We start from the raw sequence: 26,462 nt of genomic DNA, 5'->3' as shown, positions 1-26,462 counted from the left end.
TCTATATTCCATTCCAATGCACTGGCAAGAGGCTTAGCATGACATCAAACGACATCACCATTCGTGATTTGGCTCGAGTGGGGGCTGAAGACGCCAACTATCTGGTTCCCCTGATCGGCACGATTCCCGACGTTCCTAAAAAAGGCATCCTGTTCAGGGATTTCATCCCCGTACTCAACGATGCACGTGGACTTCGCATTCTGCTGGACGCTCTTATTGCCTCTCTGCCGGTTCCGGCCGACGAATTTGATTCCATCGCCGGTCTCGAAGCCCGTGGCTTCCTATTCGGTCCTGCCCTGGCCGCTCGCTTGGGTAAAGGTTTTATCGCAGTGCGCAAGGCTGGCAAATTGCCCACCGCAACCATCGGCGAGGAATACCAACTGGAGTACGGCACCGCGAAAGTCGAAATCGAAGTCGGCGCGGTCAGCGAGGGCGAACGCGTGCTGATCGTGGACGATTTGATCGCTACCGGCGGGTCCGCCAAGGCAGCGGCTGATCTTATCGTAAAGGCCGGAGGCACGGTGGCAGGCTTCAGCTTTGTTATGGGGCTTGACGGTCTTAACGGCACCGACAAGTTGGGGGAAGCCCCCACAAGCATTCTGGTCACCATGCCCGCCTGAGACTGCCGTCTCATATAGGGACAATCGTTGATCGCAGTCCGGCATGTAACGTGTACTGTTACATGCCGGACTCACTAATAGCAGGGAAGGATTCATGGATCTTTACGAACACCAGGCAAGGGAGCTGCTCGACGAGCAGGGCATTCCCACCCCGGGCGCTATTTTCGCCCAGAACTCCCATGAAGTCGCCGAAGCGGCGGATCGCATTGGATACCCGTGTGTAATCAAGGCTCAGGTAAAAATCGGTCACCGTGGCCAAGCCGGCGGCGTCAAAATCGCGCATAACCGTGACGAGGCCGTGCTCAAAGCCGAATCGATTCTGCCGATGACCATTCACGGCCACAAAGTGTCCGGTGTGCTCGTGGCTGAGGCCAAGAACATCCTGCACGAATACTACGTGTCGATTTCCGTAGACCGTACCTCACGCGATTATGACGTGCTCGCCACCGCCAACGGCGGCACCGAGGTCGAAACCATCGCCAAGGAACATCCCGAATCCGTCAAGCGATTGCACATCAACGCCCTTGATGACTTTGATCTGGAAGCGGCCACGCAGATGGCCGAAAGCATCGGTTTCTACCATGCCGACACCGAGCAGGCCGCGCAGATTCTGCTTAAGATGTGGCGTTGCTTCAAAGACAACGATGCCACACTGGTGGAGATCAACCCGTTGGCTAAAATCGGCGACCCCGATGACGAATCCAGCAAGCAGTTGAGCGCGCTTGACGCCAAGATCTCCCTCGACGACAACGCCGCCTTCCGCCATGACGGTTGGAAGCGTTTTGAAGATCCCATTGTTTCCGACCCATTCGAGCAGCGCGCCCGTGAACACGGGCTGCACTACGTGCACCTGCACGGCGAAGTCGGTGTGATCGGCAACGGCGCAGGCCTGGTCATGAGCTCGCTGGACGCCGTATCTGGTGCCGGCGAGGAGCAAGGCACTAACATCAAGCCCGCCAACTTCCTGGACATTGGCGGCGGCGCATCCGCGGCAGTAATGGCCGAAAGCTTGGAAATCGTGCTTTCCGACCCGCAGGTCGAATCCGTGTTCATCAACGTGTACGGCGGCATCACCTCTTGTGTGGAAGTGGCCAACGGCATTCTCGAGGCCAGCGCACAGCTCAACAACGCCAAGCCGATTGTCGTGCGTTTTGACGGCAACGCTGCGGCGGAAGGCCTGCGCATTCTCGCAACGGCTAATAATCCGACCATTCATGTGTCTGAAACCATGGAGGGCGCGGCCGCAAGGGCCGCCGAACTCGCTGCCAAGGCAGCCGGCAAAGAGGAGGTTCGCTGATGCTGTTCATCGAAGATGGCGCACCCGTTATTGTCCAGGGCATGACCGGCCATCAGGGCATGACGCATACCGCTCGCATGCTGAAAGCCGGCACTAATATCGTCGGCGGCGTCAACCCGCGCAAGGCCGGCACCACCGTTACCTTCGAAGGTGCCAACAATGGTGCCGATGCTGAGATACCGGTGTTCGCCACCTGCGGCGAGGCCCGTGAAGCCACTGGCGCCAAGGCATCGGTGGTATTCGTGCCGCCGCGTTTCGCCAAAGATGCTGTGGTCGAAGCCATCGAAGCCGGCATCGAACTGATTGTGGTCATCACTGAAGGCATTCCCGTGGCCGATTCCGCCTACTTTGTGGAACTCGCCCTTGCCAAGGGCGTTCGTATCATCGGCCCGAACTGCCCGGGACTGATCACCTTGGGTAGCCAGCCTAACAAGCCCGGCGTGAACCTCGGCATCATCCCCGACGGCATCGTTGGGCGCGGTCCGCTCGGTCTGGTTTCCAAGTCCGGCACGCTCACTTACCAGCTTATGGGCGAATTGTCTGATATCGGCTTCACCGCATGCCTGGGTGCAGGCGGCGATCCTATCGTCGGCACCACGCTGCTGGAAGCGCTGGAAGCCTTCGAAGCCGATCCCAATACCAAAGCCGTAATGATGATCGGCGAAATCGGCGGATTCGCCGAACAAGACGCTGCAGCATGGGCCAAGGAGCACATGACCAAGCCTGTTGTGGCCTATATCGCCGGTTTCACCGCTCCCGAAGGCAAGCAGATGGGCCATGCCGGTGCCATCGTTTCCGGTGGCAAGGGAACCGCACAAGATAAGAAGAACGCGCTGGAGGCCGCAGGCATCCCCGTGGGACGTACCCCGGGCCAAGCTGCTGCCATCATGCGCGACGTGCTCGCCAAAGCCCATATCGCCTGATACGTTGCGAGACGCCAACGCCATATGAGCATTATGATTCGCCAATGGATACGAGGAGCGCTAGCAGCCCTCGTATCCATGGCTATATACGCCATCGCCTTGGGCTGTTATCTGGCCCTGATGCTGCTCGTCATCTCCATGGAGGAGGGCGGCGACAACCTCACCACGCACACCAATCCGCTAACCTTTGCGCTGGTGCTACTTTCCGAAGGTTCCGGTTTCACCACCACTGCGGTGACACTGACCATCACCCCATTACTGCTGACCATATTGCTGATCTGGTTGATTGCAACTGTGACCACACGGTTGAAGGCAATCGATTTGCCGGCCTATGCGGCTGGGCTAGTCGTCTGGCTCGTCATCAACGAAGGTTTCCGCCGGTCCGTGGAAGTGGGCTTGACGGATGACCAGTGGCTGGTGCTGTGCAAGGCCGGTGCAGTGTTCACATTGGGTTTCGCCTGTGCCGCGCTTCCCGCCAGCAAACGCCTGCGTGGTGTAGTCGCCAAAATCGCCTCACAGATATCCGTATCAGTGAAACGGTGCTTGATTTTGGGCACTGTTGTCGCCGCTATGCTCATCGGCATGATTTTGTTGGCCGGACTGATCACCGTTATCGTATGGTGCGTCAACAACCATGCGGCAGTGGTCACCATTTTCGAGGGTTCCGGTATGGAAACAGGATCGAGAATCCTCACCACAGTGGCCATGGTGGCATGGCTGCCCAATGTGATGCTTTGGGCCGTTTCGTGGTTGTTCGGTGCCGGATTCGCCATCGGTGATTTGGCGGATTTCACGCTGTGGTCAGGCCAGGCAACGGATTTGCCGTCGATACCGGTATTCGGCATTCTGCCCGAGGCGGTGAATGACGACATCATCCGCATGGTACTGATGAATCTGCCGTTGGCACTGGCGCTGATCGTTGGCTTACTGATGCTGTTCCTGCCGCAGGGCTTCGGATATCGTCCACAATCCATCCTTGGTGAACGCCGTGGTGCGGCACTGGTGAATTTGGCGTATCCGGCTGCATCCTTCTGCCTGGCTGCAGGATTGGTGTCACTGATCTCCACAGTATTGTTCACATTGTCCAACGGTTCGCTCGGCCAGCATCGTCTCGCCAATGTAGGCGTTAATGTCATGGCCGCTACGCGTGCCATAGGGCATCCCGTTGCCATAGGACTCGCCGCGGCATGGCTTGTGGCGCTAGTTGGCACAGCACTGGTTTTTTCGATAGGCTGGTTAGCTGAGAGAATCAAGGCTTCGCGCGCCGTACCATCCCCGAACGCCGGCATCATGACAGATGCCTCCGAACGGCCATCGGACGCGCAACAACCCCAAACATCCAAGGAGGAATCCGATGACAAACACGAATCGACCGATACGCCGAGCATTGGTATCCGTCTTCCATAAGGAAGGCATCGAAGTGCTCGCTCAGGCGTTTGTTCAGGCTGGCACTGAAGTCGTATCCACCGGCTCCACGGCCAAGAAGCTCGCCGAACTGGGCGTCAAGGTCACCGAAGTGAGCGAGGTCACCGGCTTCCCCGAATGCCTAGACGGTCGCGTCAAAACGCTGCACCCCTACATTCATGCCGGCATCCTGGCCGATATGACCAACCCCGAGCACGCGGCACAGCTTGAAGGCTTCGGCATCAAGCCGTTTGATCTGGTGGTGGTGAACCTGTATCCGTTCGCCGACACCGTGCGCTCCGGTGCATCCGATGCCGACATCATCGAGAAGATCGACATCGGTGGCCCCTCCATGGTGCGTGGCGCTGCGAAGAATCACGCCACTGTGGCAATCGTCACCGACCCGAAGGATTATGCACTGGTTGCCGAGCGCGTGGCCAATGGCACCGGATTCTCGCTGGAAGAGCGCGAATACTTGGCGGCCAAGGCGTTCGCACACACCGCAGCCTACGATGCAACGATTAATGAGTGGACCGCCAAGCACTGGCCCAAGCCCGAAACCTTCGTCGCTCCGGCCCCCGAAAACGCTGACGAGAACGCAGCGGACAAGTCCCAGACCAAGTTCGCTCCGCAATTCACGCGCACCTGGGATCTTGCACACACGCTGCGTTACGGTGAGAACAGCCACCAGCAGGCAGCCCTGTATCTCGATCCGCTTGACCAGACCGGCTTCGCGCATGCCGAGCAGCTGGGCGGCAAGCCGATGAGCTACAACAACTATGTGGATGCCGACGCTGCCTGGCGTGCGGTGTGGGATATGGCTCCCTCCATCGCCGTTGCAGTGGTCAAGCACAACAATCCCTGCGGTCTGGCCATTGGTGCCACCGCCGCCGAAGCGCACAAGAAGGCACACGCCTGTGATCCGGTGAGCGCCTATGGTGGTGTGATCGCCTGCAACACCACGGTGACGTTGGAGATGGCCGAAAGCGTTCGTCCGATTTTCACCGAAGTGATCGTGGCTCCCTCCTATGAGCCCGCTGCGCTTGAACTGCTGCAGACCAAGAAAAAGAACCTGCGTATTCTTAAGGTTGCCGAACCGGTGAAGAACCGCACCCAGTTCAAGCAGATCGACGGTGGTCTGCTGGTGCAGGACATGGATCTGATCAACGCGACCGGCGACGATCCGGATGCATGGAAGCTGGTGGCCGGCGAGGCTGCTGACGAAGCAACGCTCAAGGATCTGGTGTTCGCTTGGCGTGCGATTCGCTGCGTGAAGTCCAACGCCATTCTGATTGCTCACGATCAGGCTACTGTCGGTATCGGCATGGGCCAGGTCAATCGCGTCGATTCCTGCCACCTGGCTGTCGAGCGTGCCAACACGCTGGCCGATGGTGCGAATCGCGCCAACGGTGCTGTGGCTGCCTCCGACGCGTTCTTCCCCTTCGCCGACGGTGCACAAGTGCTGATCGACGCAGGTGTGAAGGCCATCGTGCAGCCCGGCGGCTCCATCCGTGATGAAGAGGTTATCGAAGCGGCCAAGGCCGCAGGCGTGACCATGTATCTGACCGGCATCCGTCACTTCTGCCACTGATTGGCAGCCCCAAGGAACCTTTCCAAGGAACCTATCGATAGGAATCCAATGAACAACCACCCGTATGTATCCGAGGCACATGAAGGCAAACCTTGGTTTGAATGGATTGTATGCGCGATCGTGGTAGTGGTCGCCGTGCTCGCAGGTCTCGGATACACGATGGCCGCCACGGTATTGATTTCCGTGACGGCCATCGCAACCGGGCTGATTCGCTTGATTCTGCGCGAACGCAGCCCGTGGAAAGTACGCTCAGTGGCGTTCGATTCCTTCATCGGCATCAGCCTGGGCGTCGGCCTGCTGATTACCTACTTCAGCTTCTTCGGCTTGTTCGGAGACGCCCTGTTCGGCTGAATTATCAGTCTGCTCGGACGCTTCAGGATTTTCGTCTGACTGCTGCTCCGCGGCATAGGAATCTTCGACGAAATCGGCATACGCTGTATCATCATCGGCATCCTGCAAGGGAGCGGGCTTCGGCGTGGTGGCCATCTGCACGATGATGATTGCCAAGGCCACTACCGCCGCAGCCAGCACGGGAGCAATCCAGAACACCCACAGCTGCTGCACCGGATTCTGGGTGAGGCCCTCATTCATCGTGGCGAGCGCAATACCGGTGGAACGGGCCGGATTAAGACCTGCACCGGTCACCGGATAGGTGATTGCAGTGGCCAGACCATACGCCGCGGCCATGGCAATCGGATAATGCGCCGAAATCTCACCATGCTTGCCCGTTGCGGCCATAGCGGCAGCAACCACAATCAGAGAACCGAGCACTTCCACAACGATTGCTAGGCTCACCGAGAATGTGATGCCATAGCCGTTGAGCAACGAATACGAAACCGAGCCCTGTTCGAAACCGTTCACCGCAGGAGTCAGCCATACAACCGACGTCACCTGTTCGGACGTCGGCAGCAGTTTGACCACGGCGAAGCTGGCAGCAATGGCGCCGATTACCTGGGCCAGTACATACAGCACGCCGTCAACCAGCTTGGTCGTGGAAGCCAGTACCGCAGCCACGGTGATAGCCGGATTGAATTGACCGCCGCTGATACGCGCGAAAATAAAGCTTACAGTGCCGTAGGCAAGTGCCGTTGCCGCGGCCATAAACACGATATTGACGCCATATACGGCCGAACCCCACGTGGAGAATGCGTAGATGGCGAAGCACAGCAGAAAACTACCGGCCAGTTCCGCGCACACGCGCACGGCCAGCGGCTGTTGCTTGGTTTCTTCCATAATATTTCCTTTTCAACTGGTGAAAGGCGGCAAAGCCGCACAAACGACTGACAGTCTAGCAGCAGTCAAGCCTTGCGGTATGATAGTAAGGTTGCAATTGGCTGACAATGACAGCCGAATGCGACGTTTGCAATATACATTGACAGGCTATGGTGTATTCCGATTCGTCTGATTCCCCCCGCTGATTCGGGGCAGCTATCGGTGCCAGCCTGCTCGGCCACGTTGGGAGAACGATGCCACACGCATATTCCCGCGCTGAAAAGGCGCATGATGATTCCAATTCCATTCGACTGCAGAAGCTGCTCGCTCAGGCGGGCTTCGGTTCGCGCCGCAAGTGCGAGAATATGATCACCGAAGGCCGCGTTGAGGTGGACGGCGAACTGGTCACCGAACTCGGCTCCAGGGTCGATCCCAAGAAACAGCAGGTGCGCGTGGACGGTTCGCGCGTGCATGTTAATCCGAACCATGTCACGCTTGCACTCAACAAGCCCAAGCGTGTGCTGTCCGCGATGGACGATCCCAAGGGACGTTACACACTGCGCGACATTGTGGGCGATAAGTATGATCGCATTTTCCACATGGGTCGCCTGGATTACGATTCCGAGGGTCTGATCCTTATGACGAACGACGGTGAACTGTCGCAGCACGTCATGCACCCCAAGTATGAGGTGGAGAAAACCTATATCGCCACGCTTGAAGGCAAGATCTCCGGCACTGTGTGCCGTCGTCTGGTCACTACGGGCGTGCAGCTCGACGATGGCTGGATCAAGCTCGACCGTTGCGCGATTATCGATTCCAGCCGTGACGCCACCATCGTCAAGGTAGTACTGCACTCCGGCAAGAACCGCATCGTGCGCCGCATCTTCGGCTCCATCGGCTTCCCGGTCAAGCGTCTGGTGCGCACACAGATCGGACCGATCAAGCTCGGAGAACTCAAGCCCGGATCCTACCGTGTGCTCAGCCAGGCCGAGATCCGCTCGCTGCAGAAGGAGGTCGGCCTGTGATTCGCGTCGCCATCGACGGCCCGGCTGGCGTAGGCAAATCGTCCACGTCCAAGGCCTTGGCCAAGTACTTCGGATACGCCTATCTCGATACTGGTGCCATGTATCGCGCCTGCGCATGGTGGTGCCTCCAGCAGGGCATCGATTTGGATGCCGAACAGGTGGACGAGCGTCTGGTCACCGAAACGGTGGGGGAGTTCTTCACCGGTGATCATTTTGATATTTCCGTTGATCCCGACAACCCGCGCGTGTTTGCAGACGGTGAGGATATTTCCGAGGCGATTCGATCGGCCGAGGTTTCCTCACATGTTTCCAAGGTGTCGAATGTCATCCCCGTGCGCAACGTGCTTATCGCGGCGCAACGCGCCTATATCGCCCGTGAGGCTTCCGCTGACTCGTTCTCCGAGGGAGCCGGTGTGGTGGCTGAGGGACGTGATATCACCACCGTGGTGGCCCCTGATGCTGAAGTGCGTGTGCTGTTGACAGCCCGTGAAGAGGTTCGTCAGGCACGTCGTACTGGTCAGACCGCTGCCGCCCCCGGTGTTGGCACCGATGACGTGGCTGCCCGCGACAAAGCCGATTCCAAGGTGACAAGCTTCCTGACGGCCGCCGAAGGCGTGACCACTGTGGACAATTCCGACATGGATTTCGCCCAAACGCTCGACGTGCTGATTCGCATCGTCGAAGATGCCGTCGAAGAGCAGGAATATGAGCAGTATGCCGCCAACCTCGAAGGCTATGATCTGGATGAAAGCGATGAGGCGCTGGTCTCCGGACGTGCCTTCGCTGACGGTCCTGCCGAATCCCGTCGCAAGCCGGTGGGCGTGCTTGCCATCGTGGGGCGTCCGAATGTGGGCAAATCCTCACTGGTCAACCGCATTCTCGGCCGTCGTGCCGCTGTGGTGGAGGATACGCCGGGTGTTACGCGAGATCGCGTGAGCTATGATGCCGAATGGTCCGGTGTCGACTTCAAACTCGTGGATACGGGTGGATGGGAAGCCGATGTTGAAGGCATCGATTCGGCCATTGCCTCACAGGCGGAAATCGCCGTGCACCTGGCCGACGCCGTGGTATTCGTGGTCGATGGCCTGGTGGGCATGACCGATACCGACGAGCGCATCGTTAAAATGCTGCGCGCTGCCGGAAAGCCGGTCACCTTGGCCGTCAACAAGCTTGACGATCAGGCCAGCGAATACATGGCAGCCGAATTCTGGAAGCTTGGACTGGGCGAGCCGTTCGCCATCTCCGCCATGCATGGCAGGGGAGTGGGTGACCTGCTTGATGAGGCCCTGAACAAACTCAAGAAGGCCGAGAAAACCTCCGGCTATCTCACACCTTCAGGGCTGCGCCGCGTGGCCTTGGTGGGGCGTCCGAATGTGGGCAAATCCTCGCTGCTCAACCAATTGGCCCGCGAGGAACGTTCGGTGGTCAACGATCTGGCTGGCACCACGCGCGATCCGGTGGATGAGATTATCGATATTGACGGCGAGGATTGGCTGTTCATCGACACCGCTGGCATCAAGCGTCGTCAACACAAGCTTTCGGGTGCGGAATACTATTCGTCGCTGCGTACGCAGGCCGCCATCGAACGAGCTGAACTGGCATTGATTCTGTTTGATGCCTCCCAGCCGATTTCCGACCAGGATCTGAAGGTTATGTCCACCGCCGTGGACGCTGGCCGTGCCATCGTGCTGGTGTTCAACAAATGGGATGCGATGGACGAATTCGACAAGCAGCGTCTGGAACGCCTGTGGATTACCGAATTCGATCGCGTGACCTGGGCGCAACGCGTGAACCTTTCCGCGAAAACTGGTTGGCACACCAACCGTTTGAAGAACGCGATGGATCAGGCGTTGGAAAGCTGGGATCAGCGTATTCCCACTGGCAAACTCAACGCCTTCCTCGGCAGGATTCAGGCCGCTCACCCGCATCCGCTGCGCGGTGGCAAGCAGCCTCGCATCCTCTTTGCCACCCAGGCTGGCACACGTCCACCACGCTTCGTGATCTTCGCCACCGGCTTCCTTGAGCACGGCTACCGTCGCTACATCGAACGCTGCCTGCGTGAGGAATTCGGCTTCGAAGGCACGCCGATTCAAATCTCGGTGAATATCCGCGAGAAGAAGCGCAAATAAGCCGTAAGCCAGTTGTGCTGCTGTACCTGCTGCGTAGCGCGACACGCTATGTTTTGCACTGTGGATGATCTATGGTAAATTATCCAACTGTTGCAAAAAGCAATGTTCGGGCCGTAGCGCAGTTTGGTAGCGCACTTGACTGGGGGTCAAGGGGTCGCGGGTTCAAATCCCGCCGGCCCGACCGATAAGCCCCGGAATCTTAACGATTTCGGGGCTTTTTCGTGTTTTTGGACAATATGCCGAACACGGAGGGGGCGCGTTGTCCTCAACGATTCAAACAACATAACCACAATGTCCGAAGGGCGAGTATCATAGATTGCTGTTGCTTTGGCGAGGGAAGCGTGCAAACGGCTTCCGTTATCGACTCGGCGTAAATCATCCCTCCTTGGGACGTTCTGCGGCGCGTCGTGGCGTCAAACAGGACAAAACGATAAGTAACACAACCAAGGAGTAACCATGGCTACCACCATCAAGCTTGAAGGCGAAGTCCGCAACGAGTTCGGCAAGGGCGTTGCCCGCCGTCTGCGCGTCGCCAAGAAGATCCCCGCCACCATCTACGCCGGCGGCGAAGAGCCCGCTTTCGTGACTCTGCCGATGCGCGAGACCACCCTGTCTCTGCGTCACACCAACGCTCTGTTCACCATCGCATTTGGCGATCAGACCAAGATGGCCGTCGTCAAGGACGTGCAGCGCAACCCTGTCAAGCGCATCATCGAGCACATCGACTTCCTCGAGGTCAAGGCCGGCGAGAAGATCGACGTTGAGGTGCCGGTGTTCGTCGAAGGCACCCCGAAGGGCGTCGCTGTGGCGTTCGTCGACGTGCAGGAGCTCAAGGTTCGCGCTGATGTGGCCAACCTGCCTGAGAAGATCGTTGTGAACGTCGAAGGCCTGACCGACGGCACCAAGGTGCTGCTCAAGGACGTCGTGCTGCCCGAAGGCGCCGAGCTCGATATGGATGACCTCGAAGAGTCCGTGGTCACCGTTGAGGTGCCGGCTGATGCCACCGAATCCACCGCTGCCCCTGAGGCTGCTCCGGCCGCCGATGCCGCTCCGGCCGCCGACGCTCAGTGAGTGAAAACGTCTCCGGAGCGCGCATGCGCACTTGCGAGACGATAATGGTGTAATACCATCACGCAACCGGTGAACCCGTGACCGCGCATAGGCGGCGCGGGTTCACCGGTTTATGCATCCAAACGCCTTTCACCATGTGAACTCAGTCGCACGCGCGACACACGCATGTGCAAGAGTAAACAGCAGGCCATACGCCACAAGCGCAAGGCAGCCCCATTGAACAGCGGCGCAACGCCGCAAAGTCAAGAAGAAGTAATACGAGATGACTGAAAACACGCATCACGATCCGGCAGCACTGGATAAGCTGACCGAACCGTTCACCATCCTGCCGAACGACAATCCGGCCTCCGACGCCAAGCGCGCCGAACTCATCGACAAGCCGGCATTCGGCCAGCTGTTCTCCGACAACATGGCCCACATGAGCTGGACCAAGGGCGAAGGCTGGGGCGATCGTCGCATCGAGCCGTATGCGCCGCTTAAGCTTGACCCGGGTGCTTCCGTGCTTCACTATGCGCAGGAAGTGTTCGAAGGCCTCAAGGCCTATCGTCACGCCGACGGATCGACTTGGCTGTTCCGTCCGGATGCGAACGCCGAGCGTTTCCAGAACTCCGCCAAGCGTCTGTACCTGCCGGAACTGCCGATCGACGATTTCATCGGTTCCGTGGCCGCGCTGGTCAAGCGTGATGTGAACTGGGTGCCCACCCGCCGCGAATACACGCTGTACATGCGTCCCTTCATGTTCGCTTCTGAGCCGTTCCTTGGTGTGCGTGCCCCGCAGGAAGTCGATTATTGCGTGATCGCATCTCCTTCCGGCCCGTACTTCCCGGGTGGCGTCAAGCCCGTGAGCATCTGGGTGGAAGATAAGTGGTTCCGTACCGGCCCTGGTGGCACCGGCTTCGCCAAGTGCGGTGGCAACTACGCTGCCTCCCTGCTCGGCGAATACAAGGGCATTGACAATGGCTGCGAACAGGTGTGCTTCGTGGATGCTGCCACCAAGACCTACCTGGAAGAGCTCGGCGGCATGAACATGATGATCGTCCACAAGGATGGACATGTGGAGACTCCGTCGCTGACCGGCAACATTCTGCCCGGCGTGACTCGTCGCTCCCTGATTCAGCTGATGCAGGATCGTGGTATCGACGTGGTCGAGACCATGATTCCGCTGGCTCAGCTGCTTGAGGATATTAAGTCCGGTGAGGTCACCGAGGTGTTCGCCTGCGGTACTGCCGCTATCATCACGCCTATCGGACGTTTCAAGTCCGAAGAGTTCGATGTGACCGTCGCCGACGGCGGCTCCGGTAAGCTCACCGTTGACCTGCGCAACGAACTGCTTGGCATCCAGCTCGGCGAGATCGAGGATCCGCACAACTGGATGTGGCGCGTCGCCTGACACACCAAACAATGCGTAGTGAGAAACGACACGGGTTGGTTGCATAACTGACTCAAGTCGGACGAAGGCTACACTCTTCAAGGGGATGGAATATTCCATCCCCTTTTGTTGTATAGAAGAGAGGTTCGCCATGACGGTGGCGCTGGAAACCAGCGGATTCATACTGGGAATCGAATACGTGGCCATCTTCTGCTGCGCCATGGTCGGAGGACTGTCTGCCGTGCGCAAAGGGTACGACATCACCGCCATTCTGATCACCGCATGGCTGACCGCTTTGGGCGGCGGCATCATCCGCGACGTGATGCTTGGCGTTACACCGGTGGGAGTTTCCGATAAAGGACTGGTGCTGACCGCATTGGCCTCCGGCATCGCCGTAGCATTGCTGCATCCGGAAGTCGACAAACTGAAATGGTCCATGCTTACGCTCGATGCCCTGGCCATGGCATTGTTCGCGGTCAACGGTACCGCCAAGGCCATGGGATTGGGAGCCTCAGGCATGACCGCAGCATTTATGGGCATGTTCACCGCGCTTGGCGGCGGTTTGATTCGTGACACTCTGATCAACGAAGTGCCGATGATTATTCGCGATCGTCACTGGTATTTCGTGCCGGCGGCGGTGGCCTGCGTGGCCACTGTGTTCGTATGCAAGGCTGATTTTGCCGGGCTGATTAATCTGCAAGGCGAGATTGGTTTGGATCTGGCGATTGTGGCGCTGGCCGTGGCGATGCGTCTGTTGTCCGTGCGATTCAACATTGGTGTGCCAGGTGCTGTCGAACGGCATAACGTGTATTTACCCAGCGAAGCGAAATACCTTAAGCGGCCGAATATCGCCAGCAAGTCTGCGTCCGGCGAAAATTCGGGGGAGAAGCAGGACAAGCAATAATCAAATTAACGGGAATATAACGAAAAAATCCCGCGAATCGATGTGATTCGCGGGATTTTCTGCGTCTTCAGCGTTGCGTATGAAGCGCTAAACTCACAGGGCGTTGATGGCCACGGCGAGACCGGACTTGCGGTTGGCAGCCTGGTTCTTGTGGATCACGCCAGAGCCAGCAGCCTTGTCGAGCTTCTGGGCGGCGACCTTGTAGGCGGCCTCGGCGGCGGCCTTGTCACCGGCGGCGATAGCTTCGCGGGTGGCGCGGATGGCGGTCTTCAGGCCGGACTTCACAGCCACGTTGCGAAGGTGCGCCTTCTCATTGGTGAGCACGCGCTTCTTCTGCGACTTAATGTTTGCCACGTTTACTCCAAACGATGTTTATAAGGACATACAAAACTGTTAGGATAGCATGGCCCGTGGAAAAGCACGCAATGCCACGCCGTGCCCACACCGTCCGCTAAGATACTTGAAGTTTGCGAACTTAACGAGGAGGCATATTCGGTGGTCGTCCAGCACAATCAGCCGGGGTCCACGGATCAGTCACTGATCCGCAATTTCTGCATCATCGCGCACATCGATCACGGCAAATCCACTGTGGCCGACCGCATCCTGCAACTGTCCGGCATCGTGCCCGAGCGCGAGATGCGCGACCGGTTCCTTGACCGCATGGACATTGAGCAGGAGCGCGGCATCACCATCAAATCCCAGGCAGTGCGCGTGCCGTGGACCTTCGACGGCACCGAATACACGCTTGGCATGATCGACACCCCAGGGCACGTGGATTTCACCTATGAGGTGTCACGCGCCTTGGCCGCATGCGAGGGCGCGGTGCTGCTCGTCGACTCCACTCAAGGCATCGAAGCGCAGACCCTGAGCAACTTGTACATGGCCATGGATCATGATCTGACCATTATTCCCGTGCTCAACAAAATTGATCTTCCCTCCGCCGAACCAGACAAACACGCCGAGGAGATCGCCGGTCTCATCGGCTGTGAGCCGAATGAGGTACTGCGCGTCTCCGGCAAAACCGGCGAAGGCGTGGCCGATCTGCTCGATCAGATCGTGATGGACGTGCCGGCACCCAAGGGCAATCCGGACACCCAGGCACGCGCGCTGATTTTCGATTCCGTCTACGATTCCTACCGCGGCATCGTCACCTACATCCGCATGGTCGACGGCGAGCTGCGCAGCCGCGAGAAGCTGCACATGATGGGCATCGGCATGACCCACGATCCCATCGAAATCGGCGTGATCAGCCCGGACATGACCCCCACCAAGGCGCTTGGCGCCGGCGAGGTCGGCTATGTGATCACCGGAGCCAAGGACGTCAGCCAATCCAAGGTGGGCGACACCATCACCTCCGCTGCCAAACCGGCCACCGAGCCATTGCCCGGATACCGTGACCCCAAGCCCATGGTGTATGCCGGTCTGTTCCCGATTGACAACGCCCAGTTCCCCGAACTGCGCGACGCACTCGACAAACTCAAGCTCAACGACGCCGCCCTGATCTATACGCCCGAAACCTCCGTGGCACTGGGCTTCGGCTTCCGTTGCGGCTTCCTCGGACTGCTGCACATGGAAATCGTCAACGAACGTTTGAGCCGTGAATTCGGCCTCGATCTGATCCAGACCGCCCCCAACGTCACCTACGATGTGACCGCCGAGGATGGCAGCGAGGTCCATGTCACCAATCCAAGTGAATTCCCCGACGGCAAAATCAAGAACATCGTCGAACCGATGGTCGCCGCCGACATCATCACCCCCAAGGAATTCATCGGCGCGGTGATGGATCTGTGCCAGGAGCACCGCGGCATCATGGGCACGATGGAATACATTTCCACCGACCGTGTGGAGATGCATTACCGTATTCCTCTGGCCGAAATCGTGTTCGATTTCTTCGATGCATTGAAGTCGCGCACCAAGGGCTATGCCTCGCTTGACTACCACGAGGATGGCGAACAATCCGCCGACCTCGTCAAGGTTGACATTCTCATCCAGGGTGAGAAGGTTGATGCTTTCTCCGCCATCGTGCACCGCGACAAGGCCTACAGCTACGGCGTGATGATGACCAAGAAACTGCGTGAGCTGATTCCTCGCCAGCAGTTCGAAATCCCGATTCAGGCCGCGATCGGCTCGCGCATCATCGCACGTGAGAACATTCGCGCCCTGCGCAAGGACGTGCTCGCCAAGTGCTATGGCGGCGACATCACCCGTAAACGCAAGCTGCTGGAAAAGCAGAAGGCCGGCAAGAAGCGCATGAAAATGCTCGGACATGTCGAGGTGCCGCAGGAGGCGTTCATCGCCGCCCTGTCCACCGGCGACGACTCCGCCAACGACCGCGACACCAAGGACAAGATCCGCGCCGCCCAGAAAACCGAAGGCTGATGTACGAAGTCTATGTGCATGTGCCGTTCTGCCTTCGGCGCTGCGGGTATTGCGATTTCAACACGTATACAGCGGTCGATCTCGGCGGTGGCGCCTCACGCGGCAATTACGCCACTATGGTGATTCGCGAGATGCGATTGGCACGCGATTGGCAACTCGCCCATGGCATTGATGAGCCTGCCGTTTCAACCGTGTTCTTCGGCGGCGGCACGCCCACGATTCTGCCAGCCGGCGATTTAGTAGCGATGCTCAACGCGATTCGCGAGATATGGGGTATCAATCCCGGTGCGGAAATCACCACCGAAGCCAATCCCGACACTGTGGATGCTGATTACATCAGACAACTGGCAGACGGCGGTTTCACGCGTATTTCCTTCGGCATGCAGTCGGCGGTGCCGCATGTGCTCTCCACCTTGGATCGCACGCATACCCCCGCCAATGTTGAGGCCGGCGTACGCGCAGCCGACGCGGCCGGATTAGCCAGCAGTGTCGATCTGATTTATGGCGCGCCGGGGGAGAGCTTGGATGATTGGCGCACCAGCGTCAGCACAGCCATAGACTTGGGCGTGAACCACATTTCCGCCTATGCGCTGACCGTGGAACCTACCACGAAAATGGGGCGACAGATTGCCGCCGGCATACTGCCCAAGCCTGACGACGACGATGAGGCTGCGAAATATGAAATCGCTGACGAACTGTTGTCGGAGGCTGGCCTTACCTGGTACGAGGTGAGCAATTGGGCGCGTCCGGGCTACGAATCGCGCCACAACCTTGGCTATTGGCGCAATGTTGATTGGGCCGGTCTTGGCCCTGGTGCTTACAGTCATTACAACGCCGTTGTAGACGCGCGCGTGACTGCAAACGCCATTGACGACACAATCGATGGCTGCAACGCGCTGCAGCCGCACCCGCAGACCACTGGTCTTCGAGCGTGGGATATCGCGCATCCGCGTATGTGGGGGCTCAATATTCAAAAGGGCGAAATGCCATGGGCCGGCAGTGAAACCATCAGCCGCAACGAAGATCTTGAGGAAAGGCTCATGCTCGCCCTACGCATTCGCGACGGACTTGACATTCATGCCCTTGAAGCACAGTCCGACGTTCGCATCGACACCGCTGCATTGCATCGCATGGCTGACGAGGGATTAATCGACTGCATCACGGATGAAACCGGCATCAGCCGCATCGTCGCCACACGCCGCGGGCGTTTGCTCAATGACCTGCTTATCGAGCGTTTCTTCGAACTGCTGGATTTGTGAATACGCGATGAGCGCAGTCACGCGGTTGCACCGCAGTCTGTCATCATGTCGGATTGTGTCAGAAGCGTCTTGGAAAGGATGCTATGAGCGAAAACACGGATGATCGCAAGGCGTTGGAAGCGTTGGCGGGGGAGCCGGCCGCCGAACAAATCGCCTATTATCGCAAACCGTTCATGGTGCTATGGGCCGCCGTGCAGGAGGCCTCCAGCGAATTGGAGGAGGACTACGGACTGTCGGCGGATCTGGCGCAGCTATGGGTGGCCGAACGGATGCGGCAGGTGTCTGATTCGTTGGTAGACCGTTTGGCCGAAAAAGCCGTGGCGCACGGGGCAAGCAAATCAAACGTGGCACGTGCGGCTGAGGCAAGCCCAGCCAACGCGATGCGCCGGTTCCCGCGTCTCAAGGAAGGCGGTGGCGCCATGCAGGAGCGCACCCTGATTGATGACGTGCTCGATACGCTGGAATAGAAGTTGTTCCTGCTTCAACGATTCCAACGTATCGAGAATTGATGAGGAAGCGGCCGCACGATTATTCGGTGATGATTGCGTACGCCTTCATGTAATCAGTGGTGGTTGCCGTCGGATCAACACAATATGCGGGTACCGACTCGTTGCAATCTTTGCTTAAGACGCTGGCTGCGGTTTCGGCGATTGAACCGGCCTGCTCATTCCCCAAAGCTTTGAGAATGCCAAGCTGGTTGCCGCCCGTGGCTTCATCGATGTCACTGGATTGATCCATAAGAGCATACAGCCATGCTCGCGCCTGCCCATCGAGGTGGCCAGTGCCATTGTCTCCCTTGGTAGCGGTGCTGGCGGCGAGGATTCGCTTGGTTTGCTCGATAATCGGTGTGGGGTCAACGTGGCCGATTTGGTCTGGGCGCAACCGTCCTCGCATTTCGTCAAGATCGCCTATCATCCGCTGAATTTCGCATTCGAACTGCAGAATGGTGGTTTGCGCGAACAGTCGGCTGATGGCATCGGCGTCGATCTGCTTGCCGCCTTCGTTGGTGAATCGGACTAGACGCGGACGATTGAAATAGTGCGACATGGCGAAGGTGACAAACTGCGGCATCTCGTCGTTGAGTCGTTTCGCGCGTTGGGCGGTGAGTTTCATATCCGATAGCGGCTGCTCCAATAATGTGGTTGTAAGCAGTTCCTTCGCCTGCTCGAACGTCATCGGTTCGCCCGGCGCGGCTGTTTTCTTTGGCGCATGAATATGCAACGACTCGGCAATCTTATCCCATAGTCCCATGACTATCGCCTCCGCGCACCAACCTTACTCCTGATTCGCCACATGCTCCGCCATATGATTCGTCATGTTGCGCCGTAATGTTTGCTACACCCTTCGCTATACTGAGTGACGGCAATTTACGGCCTTAAGAGAAAGGCAACTATGACTGGCGAAGACGCAGGCGACAAGCCCCGCAGGGTGCTGCTCAAACTATCCGGCGAAGCATTCGGCGGTGGTAAGGTCGGCATCGATACGACGGTTGTCCGTCGCATCGCTGAAGAAATCGTGCCGGCCGTTCAACAGGGCGTGCAGGTCGCAATCGTGGTCGGCGGCGGCAACTTCTTCCGTGGTGCCGAACTGCAGCAGGCGGGCATCGACCGTTCGCGCGGCGACTACATGGGCATGCTTGGCACGGTGATGAACTGCTTGGCATTGCAGGACTTCCTGGAGCAGGAGGGCCAGGCCACGCGCGTACAGACCGCTATCACCATGGGGCAGGTCGCCGAACCGTACATCCCGCTGAAGGCCATTCGTCATCTTGAAAAGGGACGTGTGGTGATTTTCGGTGCCGGTGCCGGCATGCCGTACTTCTCCACGGATACGGTTTCCATCCAGCGTTCCCTCGAAATCCACTGCGATGAGGTGCTGATGGGCAAGAACGGTGTGGACGGTGTTTACACCGCCGACCCGCGCAAGGACGAGAACGCTAAGCGTTTCGCCACCCTGAGCTACAACCGCGCACTGGTTGACAACCTGGCTGTTATGGACGCCTCGGCACTGTCCATGGCCCGCGACAACCGCAAGCGCATCCGCGTGTTCGGCCTTGAAGGCACCGGCAACGTGACCCGCGCGTTGGTGGGCGATGAAATCGGCACGCTGGTTTCCACCGCAGAATCCACGCTTGCCGAATAAGCCGACTACAATCAGACATAATCGTTCACGGACGAACAGTACACAAGCATATAAGGAGTGACTATGACCCTCGTCGATCAGGCCAAAGAACAAATGACCAAGACCGTTGAGAACACCAAGGAAAACTTCGCAGGCATCCGCACCGGTCGCGCCAACCCGGCCTTCCTCAACGGCATCACCGTGGACTACTACGGTGCTCCCACGCCTCTGAAGCAGATGGCCACCATTGGCGTGCCTGAGCCGCGTACCCTCGCCATCACCCCGTTCGACGTCACCCAGGCTGCGGCCGTGGAAAAGGCCTTGCGTGATTCGCCGCTGGGCGTGAACCCGAACCGTGACGGCAATGTGATCCGCGTCACCATGCCGGAGCTCACCGAGGAACGCCGTAAGGAATACGTCAAGCTCGCCAAGACCAAGGCTGAGGATGGCAAGGTGGCCGTGCGCAACATCCGCCGTAAGACCAAGGAAACCATCGACAAGTCCGTCAAGGACGGCGATATGGGCGAAGATGAAGGCGATCGTCTGCTCAAGGATCTGGACAAGGTCACCAAGCAGGTCACCGACGAAATCGACACCCTGCTGGAAACCAAGCAGAAGGAAATCATGGAGGTCTGATTCCTTCTCATTGATGTAAAGCCCGGCGAATCCCTGCAATATCAGGCAATTCGCCGGGCTTGTTTATTGTCGTCGCGCCGGTGGCGCATGAATTACGCGGTGCTCGCTATTATTGTCAAGGATTAGCGGTGCAACTGCTGGAGGAACATGGAACGCAACGAACAACTCCATGAGGAGGCCGAGGAGGCCCTCGACCAAATCAATAAGAAAACCGGGCGTAACATGCCTCAAGCCATCGCCACCGGCGCAGCGCTGGTTATTCTGATTCTCGCCTGCCTGCTGATCAGCATCGATGTATTCGTTGGCTTGGTCGTGGTATTCATGGTGCTGGCTCTGTGGGAGCTGCGTGTGGACTTTGCCACGGTGGGGCTGCATATTCCTGTCATCATGCTGTGGATATGCTCGGCATTCACCCTGTTCGCCACCTACTATTCGCCCTATCATCTGATCACGATGTCGTTGAGCGTGATCATTTCAATTATCCTGGTCGCCATAGCGGCCAGCGCTAAAATCAGCGTTGGTAACAGGCTTTCTCTGGCTGTGGCCAGCAAACTGTCCAGCACCGATGCCGGTGCGCGTCTTGAATCCTCCTTTAACCACGAGGGTGGGGAACAGCACCATTCGCGCCTGAGCCACGTGGCTGTCTCCGTGCTCACGGTGCTGTATATTCCGCTGCTCGCCAGCTGCATCATCATCCCACTGACGTTCAACGGGCACCCCGTAGCTCACGCAATTATGCTGGTCTTTTTGCCAGCTCTGTCTGATACCGGCGGTCTGTTCGCCGGCGCTTGGTTGGGCAAGCATAAGCTGTCGCCGCGTATTTCTCCGAAGAAATCGGTCGAAGGCCTGATCGGTTCGATGCTGTTCGCCATGGCTGGTGCCTTCGCCGTGTTCGCCTGCACCTATGACGCCGCCGCTTGGGCCACGCGCTGGTGGGTGCCGATTGTCGCCGGTATCCTGATTGGTGCCGTCGGTACATTTGGTGATCTGTGCGCCTCAATGCTCAAGCGCGATATCGGCATCAAAGACATGGGGCACCTGCTCAAAGGCCATGGCGGCGTTATGGATCGCGTCGATTCGATTCTGATGAGTGCACCCTTCACCTGCGCACTGCTGTGGGTCACCGGACTGTAATTCGTTATTGCATAACTTACTACCGATATCCCGACCATTACTGTCTACTGTCATCCCAGCGTTCATTATTGTCATTCCGATGTTCATTACTTCGTCATCCCGAGCGTAGCCGAGGGATCTCCACCCGTCATTAAAGAGGTCACTATGAGCGAAACCAACCCCATGAACTCCGACCAGCCTGAAACCGGCATCACCCCCGGCGGCACGACGGGCGCGTTCCGCGACGTGCTCTCCAAAGACCACGCCCGCCGTGGCAAACCACCGCTGCACTTCACCGACATGACGCCCGAACAGCGCATCGACACGGCCAAGGAACTGGGCCTGCCCAAATTCCGCGTCAAGCAGCTGGCCAACCATTATTACGGGCATTTTGACGTCAACGCCGCCGAATTCACCGACTTCCCGGCGGCGGCACGTGCTGATGCCGCATCCGCATTCTTCCCGAACCTCATCAGCGAAGTCACCCGTCAGGTAGCCGACGAAGGCACCACCATCAAAACGTTGTGGCGACTGTTCGATGGTTCGCTGATCGAATCGGTGCTCATGCGCTACCCGACGCGCACCACACTGTGCATCTCCTCGCAGGTTGGCTGCGGCATGGGCTGCCCGTTCTGCGCCACCGGCAAACTCGGCCTCACCCGCAATATGTCTACCGGCGAAATCCTCGAACAGGTGCGCATCGCCGCCAAAATGATGCGCGACGGCGTGGTCGCAGGCGGCCCTGGTCGTCTGAGCAACATCGTGTTCATGGGCATGGGCGAACCAATGGGTAACTACAAGTCCGTGCTCTCCGCCGTACGCCAGATCTCAGCCATGCCGCCGGAGGGTTTCGGCATTTCGGCGCGCAACATCACCGTCTCTACCGTGGGCGTGGTGCCCGGCATCAAGAAGCTCACCGCCGAGGGTATTCCGGTGCGTTTGGCCGTCTCGCTGCACGCGCCAAGCGATGAGCTGCGCGACGAACTGGTACCGATGAACAAACGCTTCAACACCACGCAGGTGCTCGACGCCGCGCACGACTACTGGCTGGCCTCCAAGCGTCGTGTCAGCATCGAATACGCGCTAATGCGCGGCATCAACGATCAGGCTGAACACGCACGACTGCTGGCCAAGCGTCTTAACCATTACGGCGACGATTGGGCGCATGTCAACCCGATTCCGCTCAACCCCATTGAGGGTTCGCGCTGGACCGCTTCCAAGCCCGAAGACGAGAAACGATTCCTGGATATTCTGCACCAGGCCGGCATCACCGCAACCTTGCGCGATACTCGTGGCCAGGATATTGACGGTGCCTGTGGTCAGCTTGCAGCCAAGGGCGATCAGAGCGGGGAAGCGACTGCCGCATAACCGGCGGCAATGGCGGCAACAGCATTGCCGTGTATCGACTATGCCCGCTACACTGCGTGACGATACTGTAACGAACCTGTAGCTTAAGTCAATGGAGTCTCTATGTCACAGCAGCACACCAAGCAGCCTGCCCAAGACGCACCGCAGCCCATCGCTGTCAACATCAATGCGCTTACCCCGGCAGAAACCGAAGAAGCGGTTGAGAAAGCAGGCGTGAACAAAACCCGTATGGGCAAGCGCAAAACTTTCGTCTCCGCGATGTTTGCGGGTGCATTCATCGGTTTCGGCGCACTGTTTTTCCTTATCGTCACCTGTGATCCGGCAATGACTTGGGGGCCGAAGCGTTTTGTCGGCGGCTTGGCCTTCTGCATGGGACTGGTACTGGTACTGTGCTGCGGTGCCGAATTATTCACCGGCAACTCTCTGATGGTCTCCGACTTGGCCGCGCGCAAAATCTCATGGACCGCACTGGCCAAAAACTGGGTGATCGTCTGGTTCGGCAATCTGGTAGGCGCGCTTGTGCTGGTCACGCTGATCGCCTTGGCCGGCACCATGGGACTGAATGATGGAGCGGTCGGTGCCACCGCCGTGGCCACCGCCGCAGGCAAGATAAACCTGAGCTGGGGCGTAATCTTCGTGCGCGGCATCCTATGCAACATTCTCGTGTGTCTGGCGGTGCGCGTCGGCTTCTCCGCGCGTTCCGTGGGCGACAAGGTGCTCGGCATTCTTCTGCCCATCGCAGGCTTCGTGGCCATGGGCTTTGAACACTGCGTGGCCAACATGTTCTTCTTGCCGATTGGTATGGTCTCCCGTCTGGCCGGCTACGGTGCGGATGTTGCCGGTGCTGCGGCCGTGGATCTACCCGGCATTCTCTACAACCTGTCCGCCGCTACGTTGGGCAATATTATCGGCGGCGCAGTGTTCGTGGCTTGGGCCTACTGGTTCGTCAACGCCCGCAAGGACTGAGCCATACGCCCCATCTTCATTCCCGTATTCGGACATAGCCGTGCGATGTAACGTAGAGCCGGTAGTCTGGGAAGCCGGACAATAAGACAAACAACCTTAAGGGGAGTGGAACATGTCGCTGGCGGTACGAGTCATCCCGTGCCTGGACGTCGATGCCGGACGAGTGGTCAAGGGCGTGCATTTCGAAAACCTCAAGGATGCCGGCGATCCGGTGGAACTCGCCGCCGAATACTACCGTCAGGGTGCGGACGAGCTGACCTTCCTTGATGTAACCGCCTCAAGCTCGCATCGCAACACCATGATCGACGTGGTTTCGCGCACCGCCGAACAGGTGTTCATCCCCATGACCGTTGGTGGCGGCGTGCGCACTCCCGAAGATGTAGATTCCCTGCTGCGCTGCGGCGCAGATAAGGTGGGCGTGAACACGGCGGCTATCAACGACCCCACGTTGATCAGTCGCGTGGCTGACCGTTTCGGCAACCAGGTGCTGGTGCTGTCGGTGGATGCGCGCCGCGAACAGGGCGAACAGCACACCCAGTCCGGGTTTGAAGTCACCACGATGGGCGGGCGCAAATCCACTGGCATCGATGCGATTTGGTGGGTTAAACGCGCTGAGGAACTGGGCGCAGGCGAAATCCTGCTTAACTCCATGGATGCTGACGGCACCCAGCAGGGATTCGACATCGAAATGATTCAAGCCGTGCGTCGCGAGGTCAAGATTCCGATCATCGCCTCGGGTGGCGCGGGCAAGGTCGAGGATTTTCCCCCGGCCATCGCCGCTGGTGCGGACGCGGTGCTCGCCGCCTCCGTGTTCCACTATGGCATCATGACCATCGCCGACGTCAAAGCCGAGCTGCGCAAGGCCGGCTACACCGTGCGCTAAAGCATCGCAGATCGCAGAAAGAACAAAATTATTATGGAGCAGTTCGATAACAGCGAAACACTGGATCCGCGTATCGCGGATCGGCTGAAGCGCGACGCCAAGGGATTGGTCGCTGCGGTTATCCAGCAATTCGACACCCGTGAAGTGTTGATGGTCGGCTATATGAACGACGAGGCGCTGCGTCGCACGCTGACCTCCGGTCGCGTGACGTTCTGGTCTCGTTCTCGCCAGGAATACTGGCGCAAGGGCGACACTTCGGGCCATGTGCAGTACGTCAAATCGGTATCCCTTGACTGCGATGGCGACGCACTGCTGATCGAAGTCGATCAGGTGGGCGCTGCCTGCCACACTGGCAAACGTAGCTGCTTCCTCGAAGGCGGGCCGCTGCCAGTGGTTGTGGGTAATCGTACTGCGGAACAGGAGGGACAACGATGAGCGAATGCAGCGTTGAGCATCTTGCATGGGGCGGCACTTGGCCGAGCCGTGAGCAATTCCATGAACTCGCCGACCAAGGCTACCGCATCATCCCCATCGTGCGCAGGCTGCTCGCCGACTCGTTGACCCCTGTGGGCTTCTATGAGCGTCTGGCGGGCGGACGAACCGGCACCTTCATTCTTGAATCAGCGGAATTCGGCGGCTCATGGTCACGCTACAGTTTCATCGGCGTCAACTCCATCGCCCAATTGCGCTCCAAGAATGGGCAGGCCGACTGGCTCGGCAAGGTGCCGACCGGCATACCAACACAGGGCGATGTGATGGAGGTGGCTCACGCCACGCTTAAGGCCCTGAAAGCTCCGAAGGTTAAGGGTCTGCCGAATCTCACCTCTGGCTTGGTTGGTTCGGTTGGCTGGGATGCGATTCGCCATTGGGAACCGACACTGAGGGCTGAGGCCCCGGATGAAACCGGTCAGCCCGAATTGGCGCTGGCCTTGGCTACGGATATTGCGGTGGTTGACCACGTTTCCGGATCGGTGTGGATGATCGCCAACGCCGTCAATATTGACGACAAGCCCACACGCGCCGACTGGGCATATGACGATGCGTTGAAGCGACTCGATCGCATGCAGCGCGACGCCGCCACGCCCACGCCTGGTGAAGCACGCGTCAACGTGCTCGATCCGAATGCCAAGCAGCCGGAACTTCGCTTCCGCACCGCCAAAGCCGAATACGAGCGTTGGGTGGAAGCCGCGCGCCAGCACATCATCGATGGTGACGTGTTCCAGGTTGTTGTCTCCCAGCGACTCGACATCGATTCGCCGGCCGATCCCTTCGACGTATACCGCGTGCTGCGCACCCTGAACCCCAGCCCCTACATGTATTTCATGTCGCTCACCGATGCGGCCGGGCGCAACTTCAACGTGATTGGCTCCAGTCCTGAAACCCTGATCAAGGTGGACAACGGCCATGCCATGACCTTCCCGATCGCCGGCTCGCGTCCGCGCGGTGCCACGCCCGAAGAAGATGAGAAACTGGCCAAGGAGCTGTTGTCCGACCCCAAGGAACGCTCCGAACACATCATGCTCGTGGATCTGTCACGCAACGATTTGAGCCGTGTGTGTAAGCCGGAGTCGGTGGAAGTCGTGCAGCTTATGGATATCAAACGTTTCAGCCATATCATGCACATCTGCTCCACGGTCACCGGTCAGGTGCGCGATGATATGACAGCATTCGACGTGTTCACCTCCGCCTTCCCCGCAGGTACGCTCTCCGGTGCCCCCAAGCCGCGTGCCATTGAAATCATCGATGAGTTGGAGCCTGCCGACCGTGGCATTTATGGCGGTACCGTGGGCTACTTCGACTTCTCCGGCAATATGGATATGGCCATTGCCATCCGCACTGCTTTCTTGCGCGACCATCAGGCCTCCGTGCAGGCCGGTGCCGGCTTGGTGCTGGACTCCGTGCCCGCCAACGAGTGGCAGGAAACCCGCAACAAGGCCGAAGCCAGCGTTGAAGCCATCCAAATCGCCGCCCAACTCAAGAGTGCGTGAGCTTCACTCACCCGTCAATGCCGTCCATAACCAATGGGCGGCATTTTCTTTTCTGCCTCATTTTCCAGTTTTCTGCCCTTGAATTTTCAGAGCAAGTGCAACGTTGTTGAATGGTGGATTTCCCAGGGTGTCCTGTAGCCGTGGCGTTTGCGTGGTCTGTGGTTGATAGCGTCGTATACGGTCCGGACCTGGCCGTCGTCGATG

25 protein-coding genes, 1 tRNA gene and 1 pseudogene are annotated in these 26,462 nt (G+C 58.6%); 23 read left to right on the top strand and 4 right to left on the bottom strand.

From position 1 onward, the window contains the following. Window positions 1–38: 38 nt before the first annotated feature. The 6 genes from G1C95_RS07005 to G1C95_RS06980 all read left to right on the top strand — a co-directional run bounded on the left by G1C95_RS07005 (window position 39) and on the right by G1C95_RS06980 (window position 6,186). Entirely contained in the window at window positions 39–620 is a 582-nt protein-coding gene (locus tag G1C95_RS07005; protein ID WP_169172257.1) for an adenine phosphoribosyltransferase, read from the top strand. A 94-nt stretch (window positions 621–714) separates the two neighbouring features. Next, window positions 715–1,917 carry an ADP-forming succinate--CoA ligase subunit beta gene (gene sucC / locus G1C95_RS07000; RefSeq protein WP_169172256.1) on the top strand — a complete coding sequence of 401 codons (1,203 nt, stop codon included), beginning with the start codon at window positions 715–717 and terminating at the stop codon, window positions 1,915–1,917. Next, window positions 1,917–2,840, top strand: a complete 924-nt coding sequence (gene sucD, locus G1C95_RS06995; RefSeq protein WP_205832752.1) for a succinate--CoA ligase subunit alpha — start codon at window positions 1,917–1,919, stop codon at window positions 2,838–2,840. The genes sucC and sucD overlap by 1 nt, the downstream gene beginning before the upstream one ends. Window positions 2,841–2,918: 78 nt before the next feature. Further along, on the top strand, window positions 2,919–4,247 hold the full coding sequence (locus G1C95_RS06990; protein WP_470287742.1) for a cell division protein PerM: 1,329 nt from the start codon (window positions 2,919–2,921) through the stop codon (window positions 4,245–4,247). Further along, window positions 4,195–5,835, top strand: coding sequence for a bifunctional phosphoribosylaminoimidazolecarboxamide formyltransferase/IMP cyclohydrolase (purH, locus tag G1C95_RS06985; protein WP_169172254.1), 1,641 nt, complete (start codon window positions 4,195–4,197; stop codon window positions 5,833–5,835). Before G1C95_RS06990 ends, purH begins: the two co-directional genes overlap by 53 nt. 48 nt (window positions 5,836–5,883) lie before the next feature. Continuing rightward, window positions 5,884–6,186: a DUF3017 domain-containing protein gene (locus tag G1C95_RS06980; RefSeq protein ID WP_169172253.1), complete on the top strand. Its 303-nt coding sequence runs from the start codon at window positions 5,884–5,886 to the stop codon at window positions 6,184–6,186. Here the strand turns inward: G1C95_RS06980 and G1C95_RS06975 are convergent. After that, the gene (locus tag G1C95_RS06975; RefSeq protein WP_169172252.1) at window positions 6,085–7,068 is read right to left on the bottom strand and encodes an MIP/aquaporin family protein; all 984 of its coding nucleotides are present in this window, start codon (window positions 7,066–7,068) and stop codon (window positions 6,085–6,087) included. The two genes, G1C95_RS06980 and G1C95_RS06975, sit on opposite strands and share 102 nt — an antisense overlap. Window positions 7,069–7,301: 233 nt before the next feature. Between G1C95_RS06975 and G1C95_RS06970 the strand changes: the two genes are divergently transcribed. The 6 genes from G1C95_RS06970 to G1C95_RS06945 all read left to right on the top strand — a co-directional run bounded on the left by G1C95_RS06970 (window position 7,302) and on the right by G1C95_RS06945 (window position 13,545). After that, entirely contained in the window at window positions 7,302–8,072 is a 771-nt protein-coding gene (locus tag G1C95_RS06970; protein ID WP_169172251.1) for a pseudouridine synthase, read from the top strand. Then, the gene (gene der / locus G1C95_RS06965) at window positions 8,069–10,201 is read left to right on the top strand and encodes a bifunctional cytidylate kinase/GTPase Der (RefSeq protein ID WP_169172250.1); all 2,133 of its coding nucleotides are present in this window, start codon (window positions 8,069–8,071) and stop codon (window positions 10,199–10,201) included. Before G1C95_RS06970 ends, der begins: the two co-directional genes overlap by 4 nt. Window positions 10,202–10,308: 107 nt before the next feature. Further along, window positions 10,309–10,382: transfer RNA gene (locus tag G1C95_RS06960), tRNA-Pro, on the top strand. A gap of 275 nt (window positions 10,383–10,657) precedes the next feature. Further along, window positions 10,658–11,272 (top strand): 50S ribosomal protein L25/general stress protein Ctc, encoded by a 615-nt coding sequence (locus G1C95_RS06955; protein WP_169172249.1) that lies wholly within the window; start codon window positions 10,658–10,660, stop codon window positions 11,270–11,272. 262 nt (window positions 11,273–11,534) lie between these two features. After that, window positions 11,535–12,662 carry a branched-chain amino acid aminotransferase gene (locus tag G1C95_RS06950; RefSeq protein WP_169172248.1) on the top strand — a complete coding sequence of 376 codons (1,128 nt, stop codon included), beginning with the start codon at window positions 11,535–11,537 and terminating at the stop codon, window positions 12,660–12,662. Between the two features lie 130 nt (window positions 12,663–12,792). Continuing rightward, complete coding sequence (locus G1C95_RS06945; protein WP_169172247.1) at window positions 12,793–13,545, top strand: trimeric intracellular cation channel family protein; 753 nt, start codon at window positions 12,793–12,795, stop codon at window positions 13,543–13,545. A gap of 93 nt (window positions 13,546–13,638) precedes the next feature. Here the strand turns inward: G1C95_RS06945 and rpsT are convergent, their stop codons facing one another. Continuing rightward, entirely contained in the window at window positions 13,639–13,899 is a 261-nt protein-coding gene (rpsT, locus tag G1C95_RS06940) for a 30S ribosomal protein S20 (RefSeq protein ID WP_169172246.1), read from the bottom strand. Window positions 13,900–14,040: 141 nt separating this feature from the next. Here rpsT and lepA point away from each other — a divergent pair, with 141 nt between their 5' ends. The 3 genes from lepA (at window position 14,041) to G1C95_RS06925 (ending at window position 17,650) form a co-directional block, all read left to right on the top strand. Further along, the gene (gene lepA, locus G1C95_RS06935) at window positions 14,041–15,924 is read left to right on the top strand and encodes a translation elongation factor 4 (protein WP_169172245.1); all 1,884 of its coding nucleotides are present in this window, start codon (window positions 14,041–14,043) and stop codon (window positions 15,922–15,924) included. Beyond that, window positions 15,924–17,183: a radical SAM family heme chaperone HemW gene (gene hemW / locus G1C95_RS06930; RefSeq protein ID WP_169172244.1), complete on the top strand. Its 1,260-nt coding sequence runs from the start codon at window positions 15,924–15,926 to the stop codon at window positions 17,181–17,183. Before lepA ends, hemW begins: the two co-directional genes overlap by 1 nt. Before the next feature lie 83 nt (window positions 17,184–17,266). After that, window positions 17,267–17,650: a transcriptional regulator gene (locus G1C95_RS06925; protein ID WP_169172243.1), complete on the top strand. Its 384-nt coding sequence runs from the start codon at window positions 17,267–17,269 to the stop codon at window positions 17,648–17,650. Between the two features lie 61 nt (window positions 17,651–17,711). Here G1C95_RS06925 and G1C95_RS06920 read toward each other — a convergent pair whose 3' ends face one another. Beyond that, window positions 17,712–18,434 (bottom strand): aldose epimerase family protein, encoded by a 723-nt coding sequence (locus G1C95_RS06920; protein WP_169172242.1) that lies wholly within the window; start codon window positions 18,432–18,434, stop codon window positions 17,712–17,714. 141 nt (window positions 18,435–18,575) lie between these two features. On the opposite strand from G1C95_RS06920, the gene pyrH reads away from it, so the two are divergent. The 8 genes from pyrH to G1C95_RS06880 all read left to right on the top strand — a co-directional run bounded on the left by pyrH (window position 18,576) and on the right by G1C95_RS06880 (window position 26,258). Further along, complete coding sequence (pyrH, locus tag G1C95_RS06915; RefSeq protein ID WP_169172241.1) at window positions 18,576–19,325, top strand: UMP kinase; 750 nt, start codon at window positions 18,576–18,578, stop codon at window positions 19,323–19,325. Window positions 19,326–19,388: 63 nt separating this feature from the next. Continuing rightward, complete coding sequence (gene frr / locus G1C95_RS06910; protein WP_169172240.1) at window positions 19,389–19,940, top strand: ribosome recycling factor; 552 nt, start codon at window positions 19,389–19,391, stop codon at window positions 19,938–19,940. Between the two features lie 147 nt (window positions 19,941–20,087). Further along, window positions 20,088–21,074, top strand: coding sequence for a phosphatidate cytidylyltransferase (locus G1C95_RS06905; RefSeq protein ID WP_169172239.1), 987 nt, complete (start codon window positions 20,088–20,090; stop codon window positions 21,072–21,074). Between the two features lie 162 nt (window positions 21,075–21,236). Further along, entirely contained in the window at window positions 21,237–22,421 is a 1,185-nt protein-coding gene (gene rlmN / locus G1C95_RS06900) for a dual-specificity RNA methyltransferase RlmN (protein ID WP_417852266.1), read from the top strand. Window positions 22,422–22,523: 102 nt separating this feature from the next. Beyond that, window positions 22,524–23,387, top strand: coding sequence for a formate/nitrite transporter family protein (locus tag G1C95_RS06895; RefSeq protein ID WP_169172237.1), 864 nt, complete (start codon window positions 22,524–22,526; stop codon window positions 23,385–23,387). Window positions 23,388–23,499: 112 nt separating this feature from the next. Further along, window positions 23,500–24,270, top strand: coding sequence for an imidazole glycerol phosphate synthase subunit HisF (hisF, locus tag G1C95_RS06890; RefSeq protein ID WP_169172236.1), 771 nt, complete (start codon window positions 23,500–23,502; stop codon window positions 24,268–24,270). A 33-nt stretch (window positions 24,271–24,303) separates the two neighbouring features. Next, window positions 24,304–24,705 (top strand): phosphoribosyl-AMP cyclohydrolase, encoded by a 402-nt coding sequence (gene hisI / locus G1C95_RS06885; protein WP_205832751.1) that lies wholly within the window; start codon window positions 24,304–24,306, stop codon window positions 24,703–24,705. Then, a complete protein-coding gene (locus G1C95_RS06880) occupies window positions 24,702–26,258 on the top strand; it encodes an anthranilate synthase component I (protein WP_169172235.1) in 1,557 nt (518 codons plus the stop codon). The genes hisI and G1C95_RS06880 overlap by 4 nt, the downstream gene beginning before the upstream one ends. A gap of 86 nt (window positions 26,259–26,344) precedes the next feature. On the opposite strand, the pseudogene G1C95_RS12855 reads toward G1C95_RS06880, so the two are convergent. Further along, a pseudogene (locus G1C95_RS12855) lies at window positions 26,345–26,462 on the bottom strand (IS30 family transposase); the annotation flags it as partial.

The sequence above is a fragment of the Bifidobacterium oedipodis genome (assembly GCF_012932425.1).
GTDB classification, from domain to species: Bacteria; Actinomycetota; Actinomycetes; order Actinomycetales; family Bifidobacteriaceae; genus Bifidobacterium; species Bifidobacterium oedipodis.
The sequence above is the reverse complement of the archived record's forward strand: the minus strand, read 5'-3'. Positions and strand labels throughout refer to the sequence as shown.

Bases quoted from the DNA above. Each gene is read 5' to 3' on its own strand.
- sucC (WP_169172256.1), top strand. From the start codon at position 715: ATGGATCTTTACGAACACCAGGCAAGGGAGCTGCTCGACGAGCAGGGC.
- G1C95_RS06975 (WP_169172252.1), bottom strand. From the start codon at position 7,068: ATGGAAGAAACCAAGCAACAGCCGCTGGCCGTGCGCGTGTGCGCGGAA.
- hemW (WP_169172244.1), top strand. From the start codon at position 15,924: ATGTACGAAGTCTATGTGCATGTGCCGTTCTGCCTTCGGCGCTGCGGG.
- G1C95_RS06920 (WP_169172242.1), bottom strand. From the start codon at position 18,434: ATGGGACTATGGGATAAGATTGCCGAGTCGTTGCATATTCATGCGCCA.
- G1C95_RS06955 (WP_169172249.1), top strand. From the start codon at position 10,658: ATGGCTACCACCATCAAGCTTGAAGGCGAAGTCCGCAACGAGTTCGGC.
- G1C95_RS06945 (WP_169172247.1), top strand. From the start codon at position 12,793: ATGACGGTGGCGCTGGAAACCAGCGGATTCATACTGGGAATCGAATAC.
- frr (WP_169172240.1), top strand. From the start codon at position 19,389: ATGACCCTCGTCGATCAGGCCAAAGAACAAATGACCAAGACCGTTGAG.
- purH (WP_169172254.1), top strand. From the start codon at position 4,195: ATGACAAACACGAATCGACCGATACGCCGAGCATTGGTATCCGTCTTC.
- pyrH (WP_169172241.1), top strand. From the start codon at position 18,576: ATGACTGGCGAAGACGCAGGCGACAAGCCCCGCAGGGTGCTGCTCAAA.
- G1C95_RS06905 (WP_169172239.1), top strand. From the start codon at position 20,088: ATGGAACGCAACGAACAACTCCATGAGGAGGCCGAGGAGGCCCTCGAC.
- G1C95_RS06970 (WP_169172251.1), top strand. From the start codon at position 7,302: ATGCCACACGCATATTCCCGCGCTGAAAAGGCGCATGATGATTCCAAT.
- G1C95_RS06925 (WP_169172243.1), top strand. From the start codon at position 17,267: ATGAGCGAAAACACGGATGATCGCAAGGCGTTGGAAGCGTTGGCGGGG.
- rlmN (WP_417852266.1), top strand. From the start codon at position 21,237: ATGAACTCCGACCAGCCTGAAACCGGCATCACCCCCGGCGGCACGACG.
- G1C95_RS06880 (WP_169172235.1), top strand. From the start codon at position 24,702: ATGAGCGAATGCAGCGTTGAGCATCTTGCATGGGGCGGCACTTGGCCG.
- G1C95_RS06950 (WP_169172248.1), top strand. From the start codon at position 11,535: ATGACTGAAAACACGCATCACGATCCGGCAGCACTGGATAAGCTGACC.
- G1C95_RS06895 (WP_169172237.1), top strand. From the start codon at position 22,524: ATGTCACAGCAGCACACCAAGCAGCCTGCCCAAGACGCACCGCAGCCC.
- hisF (WP_169172236.1), top strand. From the start codon at position 23,500: ATGTCGCTGGCGGTACGAGTCATCCCGTGCCTGGACGTCGATGCCGGA.
- G1C95_RS06990 (WP_470287742.1), top strand. From the start codon at position 2,919: ATGGCTATATACGCCATCGCCTTGGGCTGTTATCTGGCCCTGATGCTG.
- sucD (WP_205832752.1), top strand. From the start codon at position 1,917: ATGCTGTTCATCGAAGATGGCGCACCCGTTATTGTCCAGGGCATGACC.
- hisI (WP_205832751.1), top strand. From the start codon at position 24,304: ATGGAGCAGTTCGATAACAGCGAAACACTGGATCCGCGTATCGCGGAT.
- G1C95_RS06980 (WP_169172253.1), top strand. From the start codon at position 5,884: ATGAACAACCACCCGTATGTATCCGAGGCACATGAAGGCAAACCTTGG.
- G1C95_RS07005 (WP_169172257.1), top strand. From the start codon at position 39: ATGACATCAAACGACATCACCATTCGTGATTTGGCTCGAGTGGGGGCT.